Origin of the sequence: Streptomyces sp. NPDC021224, from assembly GCF_044332905.1 — a bacterium.
Lineage (GTDB): Bacteria > Actinomycetota > Actinomycetes > Streptomycetales > Streptomycetaceae > Actinacidiphila.
In genome coordinates this window covers 201,219-221,052 of the sequence record NZ_JBIRPW010000008.1, presented here as the reverse complement: position 1 = coordinate 221,052, position 19,834 = coordinate 201,219, and the positions used below count along the sequence as shown (strand labels likewise).

Sequence of the window (19,834 nt, the reverse complement as noted above, 5' to 3'; positions counted from 1 at the left end):
GGGCAGCGTACGGGGCCGCCCCCGCCCTCAGCCCAGGCGTTTGCGGACCGCCGCCAGATCCTCCGGCGGGAGCGCGTCGGCGTCCAGCAGGCGGGGCAGCAGCCCGGGTTCGGTGGTGAGGGCGCGGAAGGCGAGGCTCACCGTCACGGCGTGGTGGGCCGGGCGGTGGACGACCTCCAGCGCGTCGCCCGAGGCCAGCTCGCCCGGCTCGACGACCCGCAGGTACGGGCCGGGCCGCGCGTCCTGCGTGAAGCGCTTCATCCAGCCCTGCTCCCCGAGCCACCCGGCGAACGTCACGCACGGGATGCGCGGGCAGGACACCTCAAGCAGCGGCCCGCCGGGACCGCCGATGCGCCACCGCTCGCCGATCAGCGCCTCGTTGACGTCGTAGCCGGTGGTCGTCAGGTTCTCCCCGAAGGAACCGCTGGGCAGGGCGCGGCCGAACACCGCCGCCCAGCGGTCGAGGTCCTCGCGTGCGAAGCAGTAGACGGCCTGGTGGGTGCCGCCGTGGTGCTTGACGTCGTACACCCGGTCCCCGGCCAGACCGACCGCGCCCGTGCCCTTGGGGCCCGGCGCGGTGACCGCGACCGGCCCGGTGACGGGCTGCTTGTCGATGCCGGTCGCCTCCAGCCCCTTCCAGGGGTTCGGCTGCGGCCGCCCGACGTTGACGCTCAGTACGTGCACGGGGTGTGCCTCCTCCGCCCGAGCGCGGGCGCGGTCGCGGGTGTGTGGGTACGGGTGCGGTGGGTGCCTACGCGGGCGCGGTGATCAGGTACGGGGTCGTCACGCTGAGCGCCGCGAAGCCGAGGCGCTGGAGGATCGGGCGGCTCTGGTCGGACGCGTCGACCTGGAGGTAGCCGTAGCCCGCGGCCTGCGCGAGCCGGGCGCGGTGGGCGACCAGTGCGCGGTAGATGCCCTTGCCGCGCCAGCGTTCGACGGTGCCGCCGCCCCACAGCCCGGCGAAGTCCGTGCCGGGGCAGAACTCCATCCGGGCCGCGCACACCGGCTCGTCGCCGGCCATCGCGACCACGATGCTCACGGTGTCGCCGCGCTCCGCGATCTGGTCGAGCATGCGGGCCCGCAGCCGTTCCGCGCTCGTACCGAAGGCCTGCTCGTGGACGGCCGCGGCCAGGTCCACGCCCGCGGTGTCGGTGACGGGCTCCAGCCGCACGCCCGCGGGCAGCGCGGCGCCCTCCGTGTGCGCGATGACCTCGGCGATGTCGCCGATCATGAGCGTCTCGGGCGGCTCGGGCGTGAAACCGGCCGCGCGCAGGCGCTCACCGAGGTCGGCGGGGCTGTCGTGCGCGTAGGTCTTCCACTCGAACTCCCGGTCCGCCGCCTCGGCGGTGCCCAGCCAGGCGAGCTGGGCGGCGATCGCGGCGTCCGCGGTCGCCTCGTCCAGGTCGGACCAGAGGACCCCGCACCATTCGTGGGGCCCGGCACCGACCTGCCGTACGACCCCGTCGAGGCGGTCGACCCGGGTGGTGGGGCTCTCCGGCGGGGCGTCGCGGCGCATCTGGCGGTCGAAGAGCGCGAGTACGTGGTTGTTGTCCATTGACGGCATTCCACCACCGCCGTCGTGGCAGGCCAACCGCATTTCCGGGCGACCGCCGCCGGCACGGGAGGGCCTCGCGGTCAGCTCGCGCCGGAGGTACGGCCGGTGCGGGAGGTGTGCCTGCGCTTGTCGGTGCGGGCCGCGGCGAAGCGCATCTCAGGGAGCCTGTTTTTTTCGGACGGATGCAGATGAATATGGAGGGATGCGGACGGATCCGGTCAGCCGGCCGCCGCCAGGACGAGGTCGACGTCGGCGGCGGTGTTGTAGAAGTGCGGCGCCAGCCGGACGTTCCCCGCGCGGGCGGCGAAGACGGCGCCCGCGGCGCGCAGCCGCTCCGTCACCGCGGCCGGCACCCCGGGCACGGCCACGATCGCGGACGGCCCCGGCACGGGGGAGTAGCCCAGTGCGGTGAAGCCGTCGCGCAGGCGCTGGGCGAGGGCGGTGTCGTGGGCGTGGACGCGGTCGATGCCCAGCTCCTCGACGAGGGAGAAGGACGCGGCGGCGGCGATGTGCGGCAGGTAGGCCGGGCGGGTGTCGAAGCGGTGCGCGCCCGGCGCGAGTTCGGTGATGGGGCCGTAGATGGCGTTGCGGTCGGCGGCGGCGTACCAGCCGGCGAAGGTCGGCGCGAGGGTGTCCTCGGCGCCGGGGCGGACGGTGAGGAAGGCGGCGCCGTGCGGGGCGCACAGCCACTTGTAGGTGTGGCAGACCACGTAGTCGTCCAGGGACGCGTCCAGCGGCAGCCAGCCCGCGGACTGTGTGGCGTCCACGAGCGTACGGGCGCCGTACGCGGCCGCCGCGGCGCGGATCGCGGGCAGGTCGGCGACCCGGCCGTCCGACGACTGCGCGGAGCTGACGGCGACCAGCGCGGTGCCCGGACGTACGGCCCCGGCCAGCTCCTCCAGCGGGACGAGCCGCAGTGTGATGTCGGGGCGGGCGGCGAAGGGGTGCACGAGGGCGCTGAAATCCCGCTCGTACGCGACGACTTCGGCGCCCGGCGGCAGGGCGGTGGCGATCAGGCCGACGCTGCCCGCGACCGACCCGGCGAGCGCGACCCGGTCGGCGGGCACGTGCGCGAGCCGGGCGAAGGCGGCGCGGGCCGCGGTGACCGCGGCCTCGAAGGTGTCGCTCCCGGTGTGCCCGGCGGCCCACGGGCCGAGGGCGTCGCGCAGGGCGGCGACGGCGCGGGCCGGGGGGATGCCGACGGTCGCGGTGTTGAGGTAGCCGGGGACCAGCGCCGGGTATTCGGCGGCGGCGAGGGGGCTGGTGAGGTCGAGGGGAGCGGTGGTGTCGGAGCTCATGACACCTCAGCCTGGACCGGGCCCGGGGCAAAGTCCATCGCTGATCTCTTGGGCTCACCCCTAAGCAATGCTTATGGTGGACCGATGATGGAGGCACGGCACCTGCGCGTCCTGCGGGCGGTGGCGCGCGGCGGGTCCTTCTCGGCCGCGGCCCGCGCGCTGGGCTGCACCCAGCCCGCGGTCAGCCAGCAGATGAAGGCCCTGGAACAGTCCGCGGGCACCCCGCTGCTGGTGCGCGGCCCGCGCGAGATGCGGCTGACACAGGCGGGCGAGGCGCTCGTCCGGCACGCCGACGGCATCCTCGCCGGGCTCACCGCCGCGGAGGAGGAGATCGCCGCGATCGCCGGGCTGCGCGCCGGGCGGGTGCGGCTGGCGTCCTTCCCGTCGGGCACGGCGACGCTGGTGCCGGGCGCGGTCGCGGAGATGCGGGCCGCGCACCCGGGCACCGAGATCTCGCTCGTGGAGGCCGAACCGCCGCGCTCGGTGGAGCTGCTGCGCGCCGGGGACTGCGACATCGCGCTGGCCTTCCGCTACGCCGACCTGCCGACGCCCGCGGAGGAGTCGTGGGACGACCTGGTGGTGCGCCCGCTGCTGAGCGACCCGCTGGTGTGCGTCGTACCGCCCGGCCACCGGCTCGCGCGGGAGCAGGCGGCGGCGGAGCTGTCGCACCTCGCGGGCGAGCGCTGGATCGCGGGCTGCCCGCGCTGCCGCGGGCATCTGGTCGAGCTGTGCGAGCGCGCGGGCTTCACGCCCCGGATCGACTTCGCAACCGACGACTACCCGGCGGTGGTCGGCCTGGTCGCGGCGGGGCTGGGCGTGACGGTGCTGCCCCGGCTGGCGCTGGAGTCGGTGCGGGCGCGGGGCGTCGTGGCGGTGGGCCTGGGGGAGGGGGTGCGGCGCGAGGTCGTGGCGCTGACGCTGCCCGACCTCGCGCAGGTGCCTGCGGTGGACGTGATGCTGGGGCGGCTGGCGCGCGCGGGGCTGCGGCGGCGGGCCGTGTGACGGGCGGTCGAACGCGGGGAGGAGGGGAGGGGCCGGTCAGTTCTGCGGGACGGGCATCCGGTTGCGGGAGCGGCCCATCATCTCCTCGCGCTCGTCCTCGGTGAGCCCTCCCCACACCCCGTACGGCTCGCGGACGGTGAGGGCGTGCGTCGCGCATTCGGCACGCACCGGGCAGCGGCTGCACACCTCCTTGGCGGCGGCCTCGCGCGCACTGCGGGCGGCACCGCGCTCACCCTCGGGGTGGAAGAACAGCGAGCTGTCGACGCCGCGGCAGGCTGCCACGAGCTGCCAGTCCCAGAGATCGGCGTTAGGGCCGGGTAGGCGGGAGAAGTCTGCCATTGCTCATCCCCTCGACGGGTGCGTGACGGCCAAGACGACCTCGGTGTCTTCGACCGTACATCTACTGTCGTAGTAGATGTAAATATGACTCATCGCCAATCTAACGGCGATTAGCCCATGCATCAGGAAAGAGCGGCCAAAGGGTGCAAAGACGCCGCAAAAGCGGCATCACCGCCCGTTCAGCAGTATTCGACGCCCCGCCCGTCCCGTCTCCTCTGCCGGACGCCCCGCGGAATTTTCCCGGCTCACCCGTTCTGACCTGCGGCGTGGCGGATCCGTAGGCGCATGATCACGTAGAGTGCCGATCGCGACGACCAAACCTCGTAACTCTTTCGGGTGAGGGTCGTTGAGTGTGGCGGAAGTGGTTACTTCGTACAGCCTGGAGGCACAACGTGACGCGGTTCAGCTGCGGGGGGCGGTCATGACTTCCGTCCTCGTCTGCGACGACTCCCCGCTCGCCCGAGAGGCCCTGCGCCGCGCGGTCGCGACCGTACCCGGTGTCGAGCGCGTAACGACCGCGGCCAACGGCGAGGAAGTGCTCCGCCGCTGGGGGGCCGACCGGTCCGACCTGATCCTCATGGACGTCCGGATGCCCGGCCTCGGCGGGGTGGAGACGGTGCGGCGGCTGCTGTCCGCCGACCCCGGCGCCCGGATCATCATGCTCACCGTCGCCGAGGATCTCGACGGGGTCGCGCTCGCGGTCGCCGCCGGCGCCCGCGGCTACCTGCACAAGGACGCCTCGCGCGCCGAACTGCGGGCCACCGTCACGCAGGCGCTCGCCGACCCCACCTGGCGGCTCGCCCCGCGCCGGCTGCGGTCCGCCGAGATGGGCGCCGCGCCGACCCTCACGGCCCGGGAGATCCAGGTCCTGGAGGGTATGAGCCACGGGCGGTCCAACGCCGAGATCGGCCGCGAGCTGTTCCTGTCGGAGGACACCGTCAAGACGCACGCCCGGCGGCTGTTCAAGAAACTGGGCGCCTCCGACCGCGCGCACGCCGTCGCCCTCGGCTTCCGCTGGGGCCTGGTCCGCTGAGGTCGGCCGAGCCCACCGGGTCCGCCGTGCGGGTCACCCGGCGCGCTACGCCGTACGCCGTACGCATTACGCCGTACGGTGAAGCCCCGCACGAGTCCGCGCTTTCCCGGGGGAGGACGCATGCTTGACGTATGGACTTCCTCGGGGATCGGCGGGGGCACCGGATGGCAGAGCGGACAGCGCAGGACGAGGCGGAGCACGCGGCGGACCGGACCGTGCAGATGACGGCCCCGGCCGCCGACCCGGGAGCCGAACCGGCCACCGGTACGGGCGCGGCGGCTCATAACGCTTCGGTGCAGAAGTACCCCCGCGATGCGGCGGAAGCTCCGGCGGCGAGGCACCATGGGTGGATGCGCGACGACGACACTCAGGCCGGCACGGCCATCGGTGCCCTCGTCCGCCGCGCCGCCGCGGGCGACCAGCGGGCGACCCACGAACTGCTCGCGCACGTCCACCCGCTCGCCGAACGCTACTGCCGGACCCGGCTGAGCCGGCTGCCCGGCGACGCCCGGCACTTCGTGGACGACCTCGCCCAGGAGGTCTGCCTCGCGGTGCTGTGCGCGCTGCCGCGCTACCGCGACCTCGGGCGGCCCTTCGAGGCCTTCGTGGTGTCCATCGCCGCCCACAAGGTCGCCGACCTGCAACGCGCCGCGATGCGCCACCCCGGCAGCACCGCAGTACCGTCCGACGAGATGCCGGAGAAGCCCGACGACTCGCTCGGCCCCGAGGAGCGCGCGCTGCTCAACAGCGACGCGGCCTGGGCCCGCGGCCTGCTCGACCGGCTGCCCGGCCACCTGCGCGAACTGGTGCTGCTGCGGGTCGCGGTCGGGCTGAGCGCCGAGGAGACCGGACAGGTGCTGGGCATGTCGCCGGGCGCCGTACGCGTCGCGCAGCACCGCGCGCTGAGCCGGCTGCGGGCCATCGCCGAGGAGTCGGCCGCCGCCCACCCGCCGCGCGCCCGAGGCCTCAGCGCTTGAGCCGCCCGCGGGTGACGGGTCCGTCACCCTGCGCGCGTCCCGGCTGGTGAGCGCCCCGCGCGGGTGACGCCGGGGCGGGTGGTCCGGGGAATACCGGCGAACCCACTACCATTGAACAACTCGCCGGGCAAGACCATTCGAGAAGGTGTCATGACGCTGAACGCCGACGGAGTAGCCGAGAAGTTCGCCGCCCTGGGGCTGACCTACGACGATGTGCTGCTGCTGCCGGGCGCGTCGGACGTACTGCCCAACCAGGTCGACACCTCGTCGCTGATCTCCCGCAATGTCCGGGTGAACATCCCGCTGCTGTCCGCGGCCATGGACAAGGTCACCGAGGCGCGGATGGCCATCGCCATGGCCCGCCAGGGCGGCGTCGGCGTGCTGCACCGCAACCTGTCCATCGAGGACCAGGTCAACCAGGTCGACCTGGTCAAGCGGTCCGAGTCCGGCATGGTCACCGACCCGATCACCGTCCGCCCGGACGCGACGCTCGCCGAGGCCGACGGCCTGTGCGCGAAGTTCCGCATCAGCGGCGTCCCGGTCACCGACGAGGCCGGCAAGCTGCTCGGCATCGTCACCAACCGCGACATGGCCTTCGAGACCGACCGCAGCCGCCAGGTCCGCGAAGTCATGACGCCGATGCCGCTGGTCACCGGCAAGGTCGGCATCTCCGGTGTGGACGCGATGGCGCTGCTGCGCCGCCACAAGATCGAGAAGCTGCCGCTCGTCGACGAGGACGGCCGGCTGCGCGGCCTCATCACCGTCAAGGACTTCGTCAAGGCCGAGCAGTACCCGAACGCCGCGAAGGACTCCGAGGGCCGGCTCGTCGTCGGCGCCGCCGTCGGCGCCGGACCCGAGGCCCTGGACCGCGCGCAGGCGCTGGTCGGCGCGGGCGTGGACTTCCTCGTCGTCGACACCTCGCACGGCCACAACAGCAACGCGCTGAACTGGATGGCCAAGATCAAGTCCGCCGTCGGCATCGACGTCGTCGGCGGCAACGTCGCCACCCGCGACGGCGCCCGCGCGCTCATCGACGCGGGCGTGGACGGCGTCAAGGTCGGTGTCGGCCCCGGCTCCATCTGCACCACCCGCGTCGTCGCCGGCATCGGCGTCCCGCAGGTCACCGCGATCTACGAGGCCGCGGTCGCCTGCCAGGACGCGGGCATCCCCGTCATCGGCGACGGCGGCCTCCAGTACTCCGGCGACATCGGCAAGGCGCTGGCCGCGGGCGCGCAGAGCGTCATGCTCGGCAGCCTGCTCGCGGGCTGCGAGGAGTCCCCCGGCGAGCTGCTCTTCATCAACGGCAAGCAGTTCAAGTCCTACCGCGGCATGGGCTCGCTCGGCGCGATGCAGTCGCGCGGCCAGGGCCGCTCGTACTCCAAGGACCGCTACTTCCAGGGCGAGGTCTCCTCCGACGACAAGCTCGTGCCCGAGGGCGTCGAGGGCCAGGTCGCCTACCGGGGCCCGCTCGCGGCGGTCCTCCACCAGCTCGTCGGCGGCCTGCGGCAGACCATGGGCTACGTCGGCGCGGCGAATGTCGCCGAGATGGCGACGAAGGGCCGGTTCGTCCGCATCACCGCGGCGGGCCTCAAGGAGTCCCACCCCCACGACATCCAGATGACGGTCGAGGCCCCCAACTACCACGGCTGACGCCCCCTGCCGCGCGGGGCCCCGCGCCCCTGACAAACGGGTGCCCGGCGCGGTACGCGCGGACCCCGGGCCGGGGCGCGGCGCCGCACGCGGGGTGCGGGATACTGGGGCCGCAGGCCAAGGAGAGAGGCACAGGACGTGACAGAGATCGAGATCGGGCGGGGCAAGCGCGGCCGCAGGGCGTACAGCTTCGACGACATCGCCGTGGTGCCGAGCCGCCGCACGCGTGACCCCAAAGAAGTCTCGATCGCCTGGCAGATCGACGCCTACCGCTTCGAGCTGCCGTTCCTCGCCGCGCCGATGGATTCCGTCGTGTCGCCGGAGACGGCGATCCGGATCGGCAACCTGGGCGGGCTCGGGGTGCTGAACCTCGAAGGGCTGTGGACGCGCTACGACGACCCGGAGCCGCTGCTCGCGGAGATCGCGGAGCTGGACGACGCGCGGGCGACCGCGCGGCTCCAGGAGATCTACGCGGCGCCGATCCGTGAGGAGCTGATCGGGCAGCGCATCAAGGAGGTCAGGGACGCCGGGGTGGTGACGGCGGCGGCGCTGTCGCCGCAGCGCACCGCGCAGTTCTCGAAGACGGTCGTGGACGCGGGGGTGGATCTGTTCGTGATCCGCGGCACCACCGTGTCGGCGGAGCACGTGAGCGGGTCGCACGAGCCGCTGAACCTGAAGCAGTTCATCTACGAGCTGGACGTCCCGGTCATCGTCGGCGGCTGCGCGACGTACACCGCGGCGCTGCACCTGATGCGGACGGGCGCGGCGGGCGTGCTGGTGGGCTTCGGCGGCGGCGCCGCGCACACCACGCGCAACGTGCTGGGCATCCAGGTGCCGATGGCGACGGCGGTCGCGGACGTGGCGGCGGCCCGCCGGGACTACATGGACGAGTCCGGCGGCCGGTACGTGCACGTCATCGCGGACGGCGGCTTCGGCTCCAGCGGCGATCTGCCGAAGGCCGTGGCATGCGGTGCGGACGCGGTGATGATGGGCTCGCCGCTGGCGCGGGCGACGGACGCGCCGGGCCGCGGCTTCCACTGGGGCATGGAGGCGGTGAACACCGAGCTGCCGCGCGGCAAGCGGATGAACCTGGGCACGGCGGGCACCACCGAGGAGATCCTCCTCGGCCCCTCGCACGCGCCCGACGGCTCGATGAACCTCTTCGGCGCGCTGCGCCGCTCGATGGCCACGACCGGCTACTCGGACCTGAAGGAGTTCCAGCGCGTCGAGGTGACGGTCTCCCCGACCCACCACCGCTGACGCCTGCGGCGCGTACGACGAAGAGGGGCGGCCCCGCGGGGCCGCCCCTCTTCGTCGTAACCGTATGGGTGCGGGTCAGCTCGCGGAGCGGCGGGCGAGGACGAAGCCCTCGATGCCGGCGACGGCGAGGAAGAGGAAGTCCACGAAGTCGAACTCGTGCTTGTAGAACTTCCACAGGTCGCTGGTCTGCGAGAAGAGGATGTGCGTCCACGAGTCGCCGCCGCCACCGCTGGCGACGGACTCCCAGTGCGAGATGCACATGGCGAAGCCCATGAACTGGCCGAGGAAGACGGCGAGGACGCCCAGCACGGCGCTGACGATCGGCAGCGAGGTGTTGCGGCCGCCGACCTTGCCGACGGCGATGCCCACGAGCACACCGACGGCCACGGCGACGTACCAGACCCGCGTGTAGTGGCCGTCGTCCTTGGCCAGCGCGCGCATGATGCCGGCGTACACGAACGCGCCGACGATCATGGCGAGGACACCGACGACGACACCGAGGCCCGGGTTCTTCTGCTGCGGGGCCATGCCGACCGGGGCGGGCGGGGCGTAGGCGCCTGCGTTGAAGCCGCCGGGTGCGGGCTGGCCGGGCTGGCCGCCGGCGTACGGCGACGCGCCGTAGGGCGACTGCGGCTGGCCGGGCTGCGGCTGGCCGTACGGGTTCTGGCCGCCGGGCTGCTGCGGCGGCGGGTAGTTGGCGCTCATGAGGACTTCCCCCGGGGACGGACGTGCTGCGGGTTTTCGTGGCGCGGCGCGCTGTGGGCTTGATGCGCACATGCCCGCGCACGAGTGGTGACAGCGAAATCTAGCAGGGGGAGGTGACAATCGGACAAGACGATTCGTCCGGTCGTTACACGACCCGTACGTATGGCCCGACCTGGACCGTTGTCCGGGAGTGTCCGGAAGCCGGACAGGGGACGCCGGCCGGCCCCCGGGGCGCGGTCGCGGCCGGCTTTCCGGCATCCGTGCAGGTGAGGGTCGTGTGCGGGAAGGTGCGGATCCCGTGCGGGAGTTGACGGGATCTCAGAGCCGGGCGGCGGCGCCCGCGGGGGTCGCGCCCCGGGTGTCGAGCAGCAGTTGGGCCTTGACCGCGAGGCCCTGGAGGTCGTACGTGCGGTGGTGCTGGAGCAGCAGGGTGAGGTCGGCCTCGGCGGCGGCCTCCCACAGCGAGTCGGCGCGCGGCACGGGGCGGTCCATGACGCGCCACTGGGGTACGTAAGGGTCGTGGTAGCAGAGCTGGGCGCCGAGTTCGAGCAGCCGGGTGGCGATCTCGCGGGCGGGCGCGCCCTGCTGGTCGGCGAGGTCCGCCTTGTACGTGACGCCGAGCAGCAGGACGCGGGCGCCGCGCAGCGACTTGCCGTGCTCGTTGAGCAGGGCCGCTGCGCGCTGGACGACGTAGCGCGGCATGCGGCCGTTGACCTCGGCGGCGAGTTCGACCATCCGCAGGGGGTGTCCGGGCAGCCGCGGGTGGGCAGGCGGGGTGAAGTGCGGTGCTGCGTTGGGGTCCAGGGGGTGGGCGGGTCCGCCGACGCCGGGTCCGGGGCGGAAGGCCTGGAAGCCGAAGGGCTTGGTCTCGGCGCAGCGGATGACGTCCCACAGGTCGACGCCGAGGTCGTGGCAGAAGACGGCCATCTCGTTGGCGAAGGCGATGTTGACGTGCCGGTAGTTGGTCTCCAGCAGTTTGACGGTCTCGGCCTCGCGGATGCCGCGGGCGCGCACCACGCGCTCGGTGAGCCGGCCGTAGAAGGCGGCGGCGGCCTCGGTACAGGCCGGGGTGGCGCCGCCGACGACCTTGGGGGTGGTGGCGAAGTGGACGGCGCGGTTGCCCGGGTCGAGGCGGCCGGGGGAGTAGGCGAGGTGGAAGTCGCGGCCGGCCCGCAGGCCGTGCGCTTCGAGCAGCGGGCGCAGGAAGCCGTCGGTGGTTCCGGGGTAGACCGCCGATTCGAGGACGACGGTGGTGTGCGGCCGCAGGTGCGGGGCGAGCGCGCGGGCGGCGGCGGCGACCGCGGACAGGTCCAGCGCGTGGTCCTCGCCGGGCGGGGTGGGCGCGCAGACGACCGCGGTGCGCACCCGGCCGAGCACCTTGGGGTCGCCGGTCGCGCGGAAGCCGCAGGAGAGCATGCGGCGCAGGTCGGCGGCGGCCAGCGAGCCGGGCGGTACGCGGCCCGCGGTGATGTCCGCGACCGCCGCCGGGTCGGGGTCGTAGCCGATGACGCCGATGCCCGCGGCGGTCGCCGCCTGGGCGAGCGACAGCCCGGTGGGGCCGAGTCCGAGCACGGCGAGGTCTGCGGGCATGGGTGTCCTCCCTGGCGACCACCACGAACCACCTCGAATGGCTCACACATGGCGTCAAAGCAGGCTAACCAGACAAATGACTGATATGACCACTCGCCGCGCCGGTCAGGGCGATGACACGCCCCCACCTCAGCCGTACGGGCTGCCCTGGCAGCGCCCGGCGCGTCCGGTCACTATCGAGGGGACGGGTCCGCCCGCCGTCCCGCCCGGACCCCGGGACGACCCGGGGGTCCCGTACGACCGCACGACCCGCTCAGCCCGACGACCGCCGGAAGGCACGGAGGCACGGATGCGTACCACGACACTCGGACCCGACCAGCGGGCCGCGGCCATCGCCCGGATGGCGGAGCAGGAGCTCGACATCCTGGTGGTGGGCGGCGGCGTCGTCGGCGCCGGGACCGCGCTGGACGCCGTGACCCGCGGCCTGTCGACCGGCCTGGTCGAGGCCCGCGACTGGGCCGCGGGCACCTCCAGCCGCTCCAGCAAGCTCATCCACGGCGGGCTGCGCTACCTGGAGATGCTGGACTTCGCGCTGGTCCGCGAGGCCCTCAAGGAGCGCGGGCTGCTGCTGGAACGCCTCGCCCCGCACCTGGTCCGCCCGGTGCCCTTCCTCTACCCGCTCCAGCACAAGGGCTGGGAGCGGCTCTACGCGGGCACCGGCGTGGCCCTCTACGACACCATGTCGGTCTCCTCCGGCCACGGCCGCGGACTGCCCATGCACCGCCACCTCACCCGCCGGCACGCGCTGAGGGTCGCCCCCGCGCTGCGCAAGGACGCGCTGGTCGGCGCGCTCCAGTACTACGACGCCCAGGTGGACGACGCGCGCTTCGTGGCGACCCTGGCGCGTACCGCCGCCTCCTACGGCGCGCACGTGGCCAACGGGGTGCGGGTGACCGGCTTCCTGCGGGAGGGCGAGCGTGTCGTCGGCGCCCGCGTGCACGACGGCGAGGCGGGCGGCGAGTACGAGATCCGCGCCCGGCAGGTCGTCAACGCGACCGGGGTGTGGACGGACGACACACAGGCGCTGATCGGCGAGCGCGGGCAGTTCCACGTGCGGGCGTCCAAGGGCATCCACCTGGTGGTGCCCAAGGACCGGATCCACTCGACCACCGGGCTGATCCTGCGCACCGAGAAGTCCGTGCTGTTCGTCATCCCGTGGGAGCGGCACTGGATCGTCGGCACCACCGACACCGACTGGGACCTCGACAAGGCCCACCCGGCGGCCTCCAGCGCCGACATCGACTACCTGCTGGACCACGTCAACTCCGTACTGGCCACCCCGCTCACCCGCGACGACGTCCAGGGCGTCTACGCGGGCCTGCGGCCCCTGCTGGCGGGCGAGTCCGACGCGACCAGCAAGCTGTCGCGCGAGCACACCGTCGCGCACCCGGTGCCCGGCCTGGTGGTGGTCGCGGGCGGCAAGTACACGACGTACCGGGTCATGGCCAAGGACGCGGTGGACGAGGCGGTGCACGGCCTGGACCACCGGGTCGCGCCCTGCTGCACCGAGGAGATCCCGCTCGCCGGGGCCGAGGGCTACCAGGCGCAGTGGAACGCCCGCGCCAGGACGGCGGCACGTACCGGGGTGCACGTCGCACGCGTCGAGCACCTGCTGGGCCGTTACGGCGGGCTGACCGAGGAGCTGCTGGAGCTGATCGCCGCCGACCCGTCGCTGGCCGCCCCGCTCGGCGGCGCCGACGACTACCTGCGCGCCGAGGTCGTCTACGCGGCCTCGGCCGAGGGCGCACGGCACCTGGACGACGTGCTGGCCCGCAGGACGCGTATCTCGATCGAGACCTTCGACCGCGGCACCCGCTGCGCGCGCGAGGCCGCCGAGCTGATGGCACCCGTCCTGGGCTGGGACGCCGCGCAGATCGACAAGGAAGTGACGTACTACGAGAAGCGCGTCGAGGCCGAGCGAGAATCCCAGCGCCAGCCCGACGACTTGACCGCGGATGCCGCGCGGCTGGGGGCGCCGGATATCGTGCCACTCTAGACGCGGGACGTCTGGGCGCGGCAAATCCGCGCAAAACGGGGGACGGTGGAGGGGCGCGAGATGGTGGGACCGGCGGACCAGGGGCGGTTGGTCGCGGGCCGCTACCGGCTGCTCGAACGCATCGGCCGCGGCGGGATGGGCACGGTCTGGCGGGCGCAGGACGAGCTGCTCGACCGTCAGGTCGCCGTCAAGAAGCTGCACCCGCCGCAGCCGGACATGGACGACGACGAGCTGGCCACGCTCTTCGAGCGCACCCGGCGGGAGGCCCGCGCCGCCGCCCGCATCAGCCACCCCAACGTCATCGTCGTGCACGACGTCGTGGACGACGCGGGGCTGCCGTCGATCGTCATGGAGTACGTCCCCTCCATGACGCTCGGCGACCTGGTCAAGGAGCACGGCGCGCTGGCCCCCGGCGACGCCGCCCGGATCGGCCGCGGCATGGTCGCCGCGCTCATCGCCGCCCACCGCGCCGGAGTGCTGCACCGCGACGTCAAGCCCGGCAACGTGCTGCTCGGCCACCCCGCCGGCGGCCCGCCCCGCGCCGACACCGATACGGGTACCGGGACCGGCACCGGGCGGGTGCCGCTGGGCAGCCGTATCGTGCTCACCGATTTCGGCATCGCCCAGTCCTCCGGCACCTCCACCCTGACCCGCACCGGCGAGATCATCGGCTCCATCGACTTCCTGTCGCCCGAGCGGCTGCGCGGCGCCCCGCCCGGCCCCGAGGCCGACCTGTGGGCGCTGGGCGCCACGCTCTACCAGGCCGTCGACGGCCGCTCGCCCTTCCGCCGCCCCACCGCGATCGAGACCGCCTACGCCATCGCCGAGGAGACGATCGAACCGCCGCCCGGCGCGGGCGCGCTCACCGAGGTGATCGCCGGACTGCTGGCCAAGGAGCCCACCGAGCGGCTGTCCGCCGAGCAGGCCGAGCGGATGCTGCGGATACCCGCGGCCGAACCCGACACCGCGTTCGTCGAGCGCACCGGCCTGACCCGGCCCGTGCCGCCGCCCCCGGCCGGGCCGGTACGGCAGGTCACGATGACCGCGCCGCCCGGGACGGGCCCGCACACCGGGCCGGGGCAGCCCGCGTACACCGGCAGCGTGCCGCCGCCGCGCGAGCCGCAGCTGGGGTCGCAGCACCACGGTCCGCCGTCCGGCGACCGGCGGCGCCGCCCCTGGCCCTGGGTCGCCGCCGCCGTCGCGGTCGCCGTGGTGGCCGCGGCTGTCGCGGTCGCCGTCGACCGGGCCCACAGCTCCGACGCCGCGAGCCCCGACCCGTCCCCGACCGCCACCGGCACGGCCGCCCCCACGAGCGGCACCCCGACGCAGGACCCGACGACGGCGCCGCCGCCCACCACCGGGGCCCCGACCTACGAGCCGCCGCCCGTCCCCGACGGCTACCACCTGGCCGAGCAGGCCAACCGCGGCTACCGGGTCCCGGTGCCCGACGGCTGGCACAAGAAGGTCTACGACGGCGGCGACCAGGTCAGCTACATAGACCCCACCGACACCGTGGCCCTCAAGATCAGCGCGCTGGACTTCGCCGGCCTCGACCCGTACCAGCACTGGATCGACCTGGAGCCGCAGACGCAGGGGCAGGTCAAGGACTACCACCGCGAGCGGATGGAGCGGACGAAGACCGCGGACGGCCAGGAGGCCGCGCTGTGGCAGTTCACCTTCCAGGGCACCACCAAGCCCTTCCGCGCCCTCGACCTCGGTTTCGGCAAGCCGGGCGGCCGGGAGTACGCGGTGTACCTGTCGGCGCCCAAGGCGCAGTGGTCGGACTACAAGCCGGTGTTCGACAACGCCGTCGCCGGATTCCGGGAGACCGGCTGACACCGGCCGGCCGGTTCGCACCGCCGTTCGCCGAACCACCGGGGCCCTTCCTGCGTATTGGCCTGTGAGTGCCCGCTTCGGGGATGATGGGGATTCACCCGTACGACCACAGAGGGAAGCCATGAGCGAGGTCGAAGGTACCGACGGACGTCTGCTCGCCGACCGGTACCGGCTCGACGGCGTGCTCGGCAAGGGCGGCATGGGCACGGTCTGGCGCGCGACCGACGAGACCCTGGGCCGTACCGTCGCCGTCAAGGAACTGCGCTTCCCCGGAAACGTCGACGAGGAGGAGAAGCGCCGCCTCGTCACCCGCACCCTGCGCGAGGCCAAGGCGACCGCGCGGATACGCGGCACCGGCGCGATCACCGTCTACGACGTCGTCAAGGAGGACGACCGGCCGTGGATCGTGATGGAGCTGATCGAGGGCCGCTCGCTGTCCGACCGGATCCGCGACGACGGCCCGCTCACCCCGCGCCGCGCCGCCGAGGTCGGCCTCGTCGTGCTGGACGTGCTGTCCGCCGCGCACCGCGAGGGCATCCTGCACCGCGACGTCAAACCCTCCAACGTCCTCATCGCCGACGACACCCGCGTCGTGCTCAGCGACTTCGGCATCGCCCAGATCGACGGCGACCCGTCCGTCACCTCCACCGGCATGCTCGTCGGCGCCCCCTCCTACATCTCGCCCGAACGCGCCCGCGGCCAGAAGCCCGGCCCGCCCGCCGACCTGTGGTCGCTCGGCGCGCTGCTCTTCGCCGCCGTCGAGGGCCGCCCGCCGTACGACAAGGGGTCGGCCATCGCGACCCTCACCGCGGTGATGACCGAGCCGGTCGGCCCGATGCCCAACGCCGGACCGCTCGCCCGCGTCATCTCCGGGCTGCTCACCAAGGACCCCGACAAGCGCCTCGACGAGCACGCGGCCCGCACCCTGCTCCGGGAGGTCGTCGACGCGCCGGAGCCGCCCGCGGACGCCCCGCGCATATCCAGCGGCGAGACCCGCACCAGCGTGCTCCCGCCCGTGCCGGAGCAGGCACCCGCGTCCCCCGCCCCGGCCGGCGAGCCCGCCGCGGCCTCCGCCGCCGTGCCCGACCTCGACCGGGCCCGCGAGGCGCTCGCCGCGGTGCGCCGCGCCGCCGCGAAGCCCAAGCCGAAGGCCGCCGCCGCCCACCCGGCGGGCGCGCCCGGCGCACCCGCCGACGCCGCGCCGCGCCCGGCGCGCGCCCCGCTCACCGACGTCGTACCGCGCCGCACGCTCTTCGTCGTGGTCGTCGCCGTCCTCGCGGTGATCGCCGCGATCATCGGCGTCCTGGTCGCCAACTCCGGTGGCGGCAGCGGTGACAAGAAGGGCGACGGCACGAAGCCGGGCACCACGAGCAGTACGGCCGGCACCGCCGGCAAGGACACCGCGCAGACCTCCGCCCCCACCACGCAGCCCGGCGACGGCGACGGCCAGGGCGACGACCACGGCGGCAACAAGGGCAAGGGCAAGGGCAAAGGTGGCGACGACGCCGAGGACGGCGACGCGGCGGCGGCCCCCGGCGCCGCCCCCCAGGGCTTCCAGCTCGTCACCGCCAACGGCGGCGCTGCCGTCGCCCTCCCCGACGGCTGGAAGCGCCTGCCGGACCGGGCCGGCTACCGCACGGGCACGTACTACAGCGGGCCGAACGGCGCGCGCCTGATGGTCGACTACACCAACTCGCCCAAGCCCAGCGCGCTCGCGGAGTGGCAGAAGAGCGCCGCCCACAACACCATCACCGGCTACCAGCAGATCGCCGTGAAGAGCGTCCCGTATCGCACGTACGACGCGGCGGACTGGGAGTACAAGCGCACCTCCGAGGGTAAGCAAGTGCACGTCCTGAACCGCGGCATGGTGACGGACAAGCACCACGGCTACGCGCTGCTCTTCACCACCCCCGTGGACGACTGGAACAGCCCGGAGAACCGGCAGATGCGCGAGGTCGCCTTCGCCACCTTCAAACCGGCCGGATGAGTGCGAGGCAGCACGTATGGTAAGGGTGCACGAACCGTCCGCAGCCGGATGAGAACCGGACGCGACCGGTTCGGTACGCGGAAGGACCGCAGTCGACCGGGCCAGGGAGGGGGCGCCGTGGACGAATACGCAGGGCGGGTGCTCGCCGACCGCTACCGGCTGCCCCGGCCGCCCGCCGACGAGTTCGAACTCGTCGAGACCCGCGCCTTCGACACCTACAGCGGCCAGGAGGTCCTGGTCCGCCAGGTGCTGCTGCCCGAGGTCGTCGGCGACGACGACGAGTACGGCGGCTACGACAGCCACGACGGCTTCGGCGACGGCCATGGCTTCGGCGACGGGCCCGGCGCGCTCGGCGAGAGCGCCCGGCGCGCCCTGGACGCCGCCCGCGCCGCCGCCGCGATCCCCGACCACCCCCGCCTGGTGCAGGTCTTCGACATCTTCGTCGAGGGCGGCAGCCTCTGGATCGCGAGCGAACTGGTGTCCGGACGGCCGCTCGCCGCGTTACTCGCCGAACGCCCCATCGACGCCTACCGCGCCGCCGAGATCGCCTCCGACGTCCTCACCGCACTGCGCGCGCTGCACGCCGACGGCTGGACGCACCGCAACGTCACCGCCAGCACCGTGCTGGTGTGCGACGACGGCCGCGCCATGCTCGGCGGCCTCGCCGCGGGCGCCGCCCAGGAAGCGCTGTGCGGCTACGACCCGCTGCCCGAGGGCGACTCCGAACCCGTCCCCGCCATGACCGGCCCCGCCGAGGAAGGCTCCGACGAGCCCGCCGGCCCGCCCGACGGTGCCGCGCCCGACGCCGCCGCCTGGCACGGGCCGCGCTCCGCGCTGGAAGCCGAACGGGCCAGGCAGAACCGCATCACCGTCGTCGGCGCCGTCACCGAACGCTGGGCCCCCGAACAGGCCCACCCCGTCCACGAGAAATGGCAGCTCTCGCCGCCCGTCGGCCCGCCCGCCGACCTCTGGGCGCTCGGCGCGCTCCTCTTCCGCTCCGTCCAGGGCCACCCGCCCTACCCCGAGGAGAACGCGGCCGAACTCGTCCAGATGGTCTGCTCCGAACCGCCCGCCTTCGCCGAGGAGTGCGGGGCGCTGCGCCCGCTCGTCGAATCACTGCTGCGCCCCGACCCCGAGGAACGCCCCGAGGCCGAGGAACTGGGCGGCTGGCTGCGCTCCCTCATCCGCTCCGCCCCCGAACCCGACCTCGGCGAGCACACCGTCTTCGTCGAGGCCGACCCCGCGAAACTGCCCGTCAAACGCCGCAAGGGCGAACTCGTACGGCGCCGCCGCCGCGAATCCGCCGACCCCGGCGGGCTCCAGCACCGCAGGCACGCCCGCGGCAAGCAGGCCAGGGCGGCACGGCCCGCGCGCCCGGCCCGCCCCCCACGCGCGCCCCGCGAACGCGCCCCCCGCGCGGAGCAGGAGCACTTCCTGCACGAGCAGGTGGTCTCCTCCCGCGGCCCCGCCCAGGACGGCGGCGCCGCGCCGCGCCGCCTCGGCCTGCGGCTGCTCGTCGTGCTGCTCGCGCTGCTCGTCGTCGCCGCGGTCGCGGTGGTCCTGCTCATGCCGCACCGCGACACGTCCTCCGACGGCTCCAACGGCGACCGCACGGTGCCCGCGCAGATGCCGGGGTCCCACTCCGGCGGCTCCGGCGGCACGCACGCGGCGCCCTCCTCGGCCCCCGCCGCCCCCTCGCACTCCGCGCCCGCCACCAAGGCGCCCACCAGCGCGGCCCCGCCGCCCTCCGCGCCCCCCGACCTCGGCCCCGACTTCGCCCTGCGCACCGACCCCGCGGGCTTCACCGTCGCCGTCCACACGGGGTGGCAGCGCGCGGGCAAGAACGGCAAGGACCAGGTCCGCTACACCGGCAGCGACCTCACGATGACCGTCGTCCCCGGCCGCGACAAGGCCACCGGCGACGCGCAGGACCCGCTGGCCTACCAGCTCGTCGAACCCGAACTCGCGGACTTCCGCGCGTCTTCCTGGTCCTCGGCGTCGGGCCTCCAGACCGTGACCGTCCACGGCCACACCGCGGCGGAGGGGGAGTACACGTGGCGCGACGCGAACCAGCAGTCCGTGTACGCGCGGAATCTGGCGATCCAGATCGGCGGGCGGTATCACGTCGTGCTCGTGTACGGGCCGGACGTGCAGCGGGCCGCTGTGCAGCGGGCTTTCGACAAGGTGGTCGAGACGTACACCGCGGGCTAGCGGGCCGCCGGGTGCTCTTGCTTTGAGGGTGGGGCGCTTCGTTCTGCGTGGTGCGGTGCGCCGCGCGACCTTCCCCCGGTGGGGGGCTGGGCGCGCCGTTCTCCCCCAGGCTCCGCCTGGGAGGTGCCCCCACGCGCCCCTTTCGCGGCGCGCCGCGGGGTGGGTCGGGGGCCGCCACGGGGCACCTCCTCGGAATGCGCGTTCGGCCTCTTACCTGGTTGGTGAGCCACCGACAGCGCATTCCTGCGGGGGCACCCCGCACCGTCCCCCTCCCGGCGTTTCGTCGGCGGCTGCCTGCCGGTGGGGGCGGATGCGGTTCGCCCCGACGGCGAATGCGCCCCACAGGGAGACCGCAACTTTTGCGCGGGCACCTCCCGCGGCGGGAAGCCGGTCGC

15 protein-coding genes are annotated in these 19,834 nt (G+C 74.0%); 9 read left to right on the top strand and 6 right to left on the bottom strand.

The features are described 5' to 3' along the window. Positions 1-27 precede the first annotated feature (27 nt). The 3 genes from ACH4PY_RS21885 to ACH4PY_RS21875 all read right to left on the bottom strand — a co-directional run bounded on the left by ACH4PY_RS21885 (position 28) and on the right by ACH4PY_RS21875 (position 2,853). Positions 28-684 (bottom strand): MOSC domain-containing protein, encoded by a 657-nt coding sequence (locus tag ACH4PY_RS21885; RefSeq protein ID WP_398185250.1) that lies wholly within the window; start codon positions 682-684, stop codon positions 28-30. A 67-nt stretch (positions 685-751) separates the two neighbouring features. Beyond that, the gene (locus ACH4PY_RS21880; protein ID WP_398185247.1) at positions 752-1,555 is read right to left on the bottom strand and encodes a GNAT family N-acetyltransferase; all 804 of its coding nucleotides are present in this window, start codon (positions 1,553-1,555) and stop codon (positions 752-754) included. Between the two features lie 218 nt (positions 1,556-1,773). Further along, entirely contained in the window at positions 1,774-2,853 is a 1,080-nt protein-coding gene (locus tag ACH4PY_RS21875; RefSeq protein ID WP_398185243.1) for an aminotransferase class V-fold PLP-dependent enzyme, read from the bottom strand. A gap of 84 nt (positions 2,854-2,937) precedes the next feature. On the opposite strand from ACH4PY_RS21875, the gene ACH4PY_RS21870 reads away from it, so the two are divergent. Beyond that, the gene (locus ACH4PY_RS21870) at positions 2,938-3,855 is read left to right on the top strand and encodes a LysR family transcriptional regulator (protein WP_398185240.1); all 918 of its coding nucleotides are present in this window, start codon (positions 2,938-2,940) and stop codon (positions 3,853-3,855) included. Between the two features lie 36 nt (positions 3,856-3,891). Here ACH4PY_RS21870 and ACH4PY_RS21865 read toward each other — a convergent pair whose 3' ends face one another. Then, positions 3,892-4,194: a WhiB family transcriptional regulator gene (locus ACH4PY_RS21865; protein ID WP_398185237.1), complete on the bottom strand. Its 303-nt coding sequence runs from the start codon at positions 4,192-4,194 to the stop codon at positions 3,892-3,894. 421 nt (positions 4,195-4,615) lie between these two features. On the opposite strand from ACH4PY_RS21865, the gene ACH4PY_RS21860 reads away from it, so the two are divergent. The 4 genes from ACH4PY_RS21860 (at position 4,616) to ACH4PY_RS21845 (ending at position 9,114) form a co-directional block, all read left to right on the top strand. After that, a complete protein-coding gene (locus ACH4PY_RS21860; RefSeq protein WP_003948568.1) occupies positions 4,616-5,227 on the top strand; it encodes a response regulator transcription factor in 612 nt (203 codons plus the stop codon). A 350-nt stretch (positions 5,228-5,577) separates the two neighbouring features. Then, on the top strand, positions 5,578-6,204 hold the full coding sequence (gene shbA / locus ACH4PY_RS21855) for an RNA polymerase sigma factor ShbA (protein ID WP_398185858.1): 627 nt from the start codon (positions 5,578-5,580) through the stop codon (positions 6,202-6,204). Between the two features lie 150 nt (positions 6,205-6,354). Next, a complete protein-coding gene (gene guaB / locus ACH4PY_RS21850; RefSeq protein ID WP_398185234.1) occupies positions 6,355-7,854 on the top strand; it encodes an IMP dehydrogenase in 1,500 nt (499 codons plus the stop codon). Between the two features lie 138 nt (positions 7,855-7,992). Then, positions 7,993-9,114 carry a GuaB3 family IMP dehydrogenase-related protein gene (locus tag ACH4PY_RS21845; protein ID WP_398185231.1) on the top strand — a complete coding sequence of 374 codons (1,122 nt, stop codon included), beginning with the start codon at positions 7,993-7,995 and terminating at the stop codon, positions 9,112-9,114. Positions 9,115-9,189: 75 nt separating this feature from the next. Here the strand turns inward: ACH4PY_RS21845 and ACH4PY_RS21840 are convergent, their stop codons facing one another. Together ACH4PY_RS21840 and ACH4PY_RS21835 are read right to left on the bottom strand one after the other, a co-directional pair. Beyond that, entirely contained in the window at positions 9,190-9,819 is a 630-nt protein-coding gene (locus tag ACH4PY_RS21840; protein WP_398185227.1) for a hypothetical protein, read from the bottom strand. A gap of 318 nt (positions 9,820-10,137) precedes the next feature. Continuing rightward, positions 10,138-11,409, bottom strand: coding sequence for a nucleotide sugar dehydrogenase (locus ACH4PY_RS21835; RefSeq protein WP_398185224.1), 1,272 nt, complete (start codon positions 11,407-11,409; stop codon positions 10,138-10,140). A gap of 289 nt (positions 11,410-11,698) precedes the next feature. Between ACH4PY_RS21835 and ACH4PY_RS21830 the strand changes: the two genes are divergently transcribed. The 4 genes from ACH4PY_RS21830 (at position 11,699) to ACH4PY_RS21815 (ending at position 19,439) form a co-directional block, all read left to right on the top strand. Further along, positions 11,699-13,405, top strand: a complete 1,707-nt coding sequence (locus tag ACH4PY_RS21830; protein ID WP_398185221.1) for a glycerol-3-phosphate dehydrogenase/oxidase — start codon at positions 11,699-11,701, stop codon at positions 13,403-13,405. 60 nt (positions 13,406-13,465) lie between these two features. Further along, entirely contained in the window at positions 13,466-15,241 is a 1,776-nt protein-coding gene (locus ACH4PY_RS21825) for a serine/threonine-protein kinase (protein ID WP_398185218.1), read from the top strand. Between the two features lie 121 nt (positions 15,242-15,362). Next, the gene (locus ACH4PY_RS21820; protein ID WP_398185215.1) at positions 15,363-17,228 is read left to right on the top strand and encodes a serine/threonine-protein kinase; all 1,866 of its coding nucleotides are present in this window, start codon (positions 15,363-15,365) and stop codon (positions 17,226-17,228) included. A gap of 117 nt (positions 17,229-17,345) precedes the next feature. Then, positions 17,346-19,439, top strand: a complete 2,094-nt coding sequence (locus ACH4PY_RS21815) for a protein tyrosine kinase (protein WP_398185212.1) — start codon at positions 17,346-17,348, stop codon at positions 19,437-19,439. Positions 19,440-19,834 lie beyond the last annotated feature (395 nt).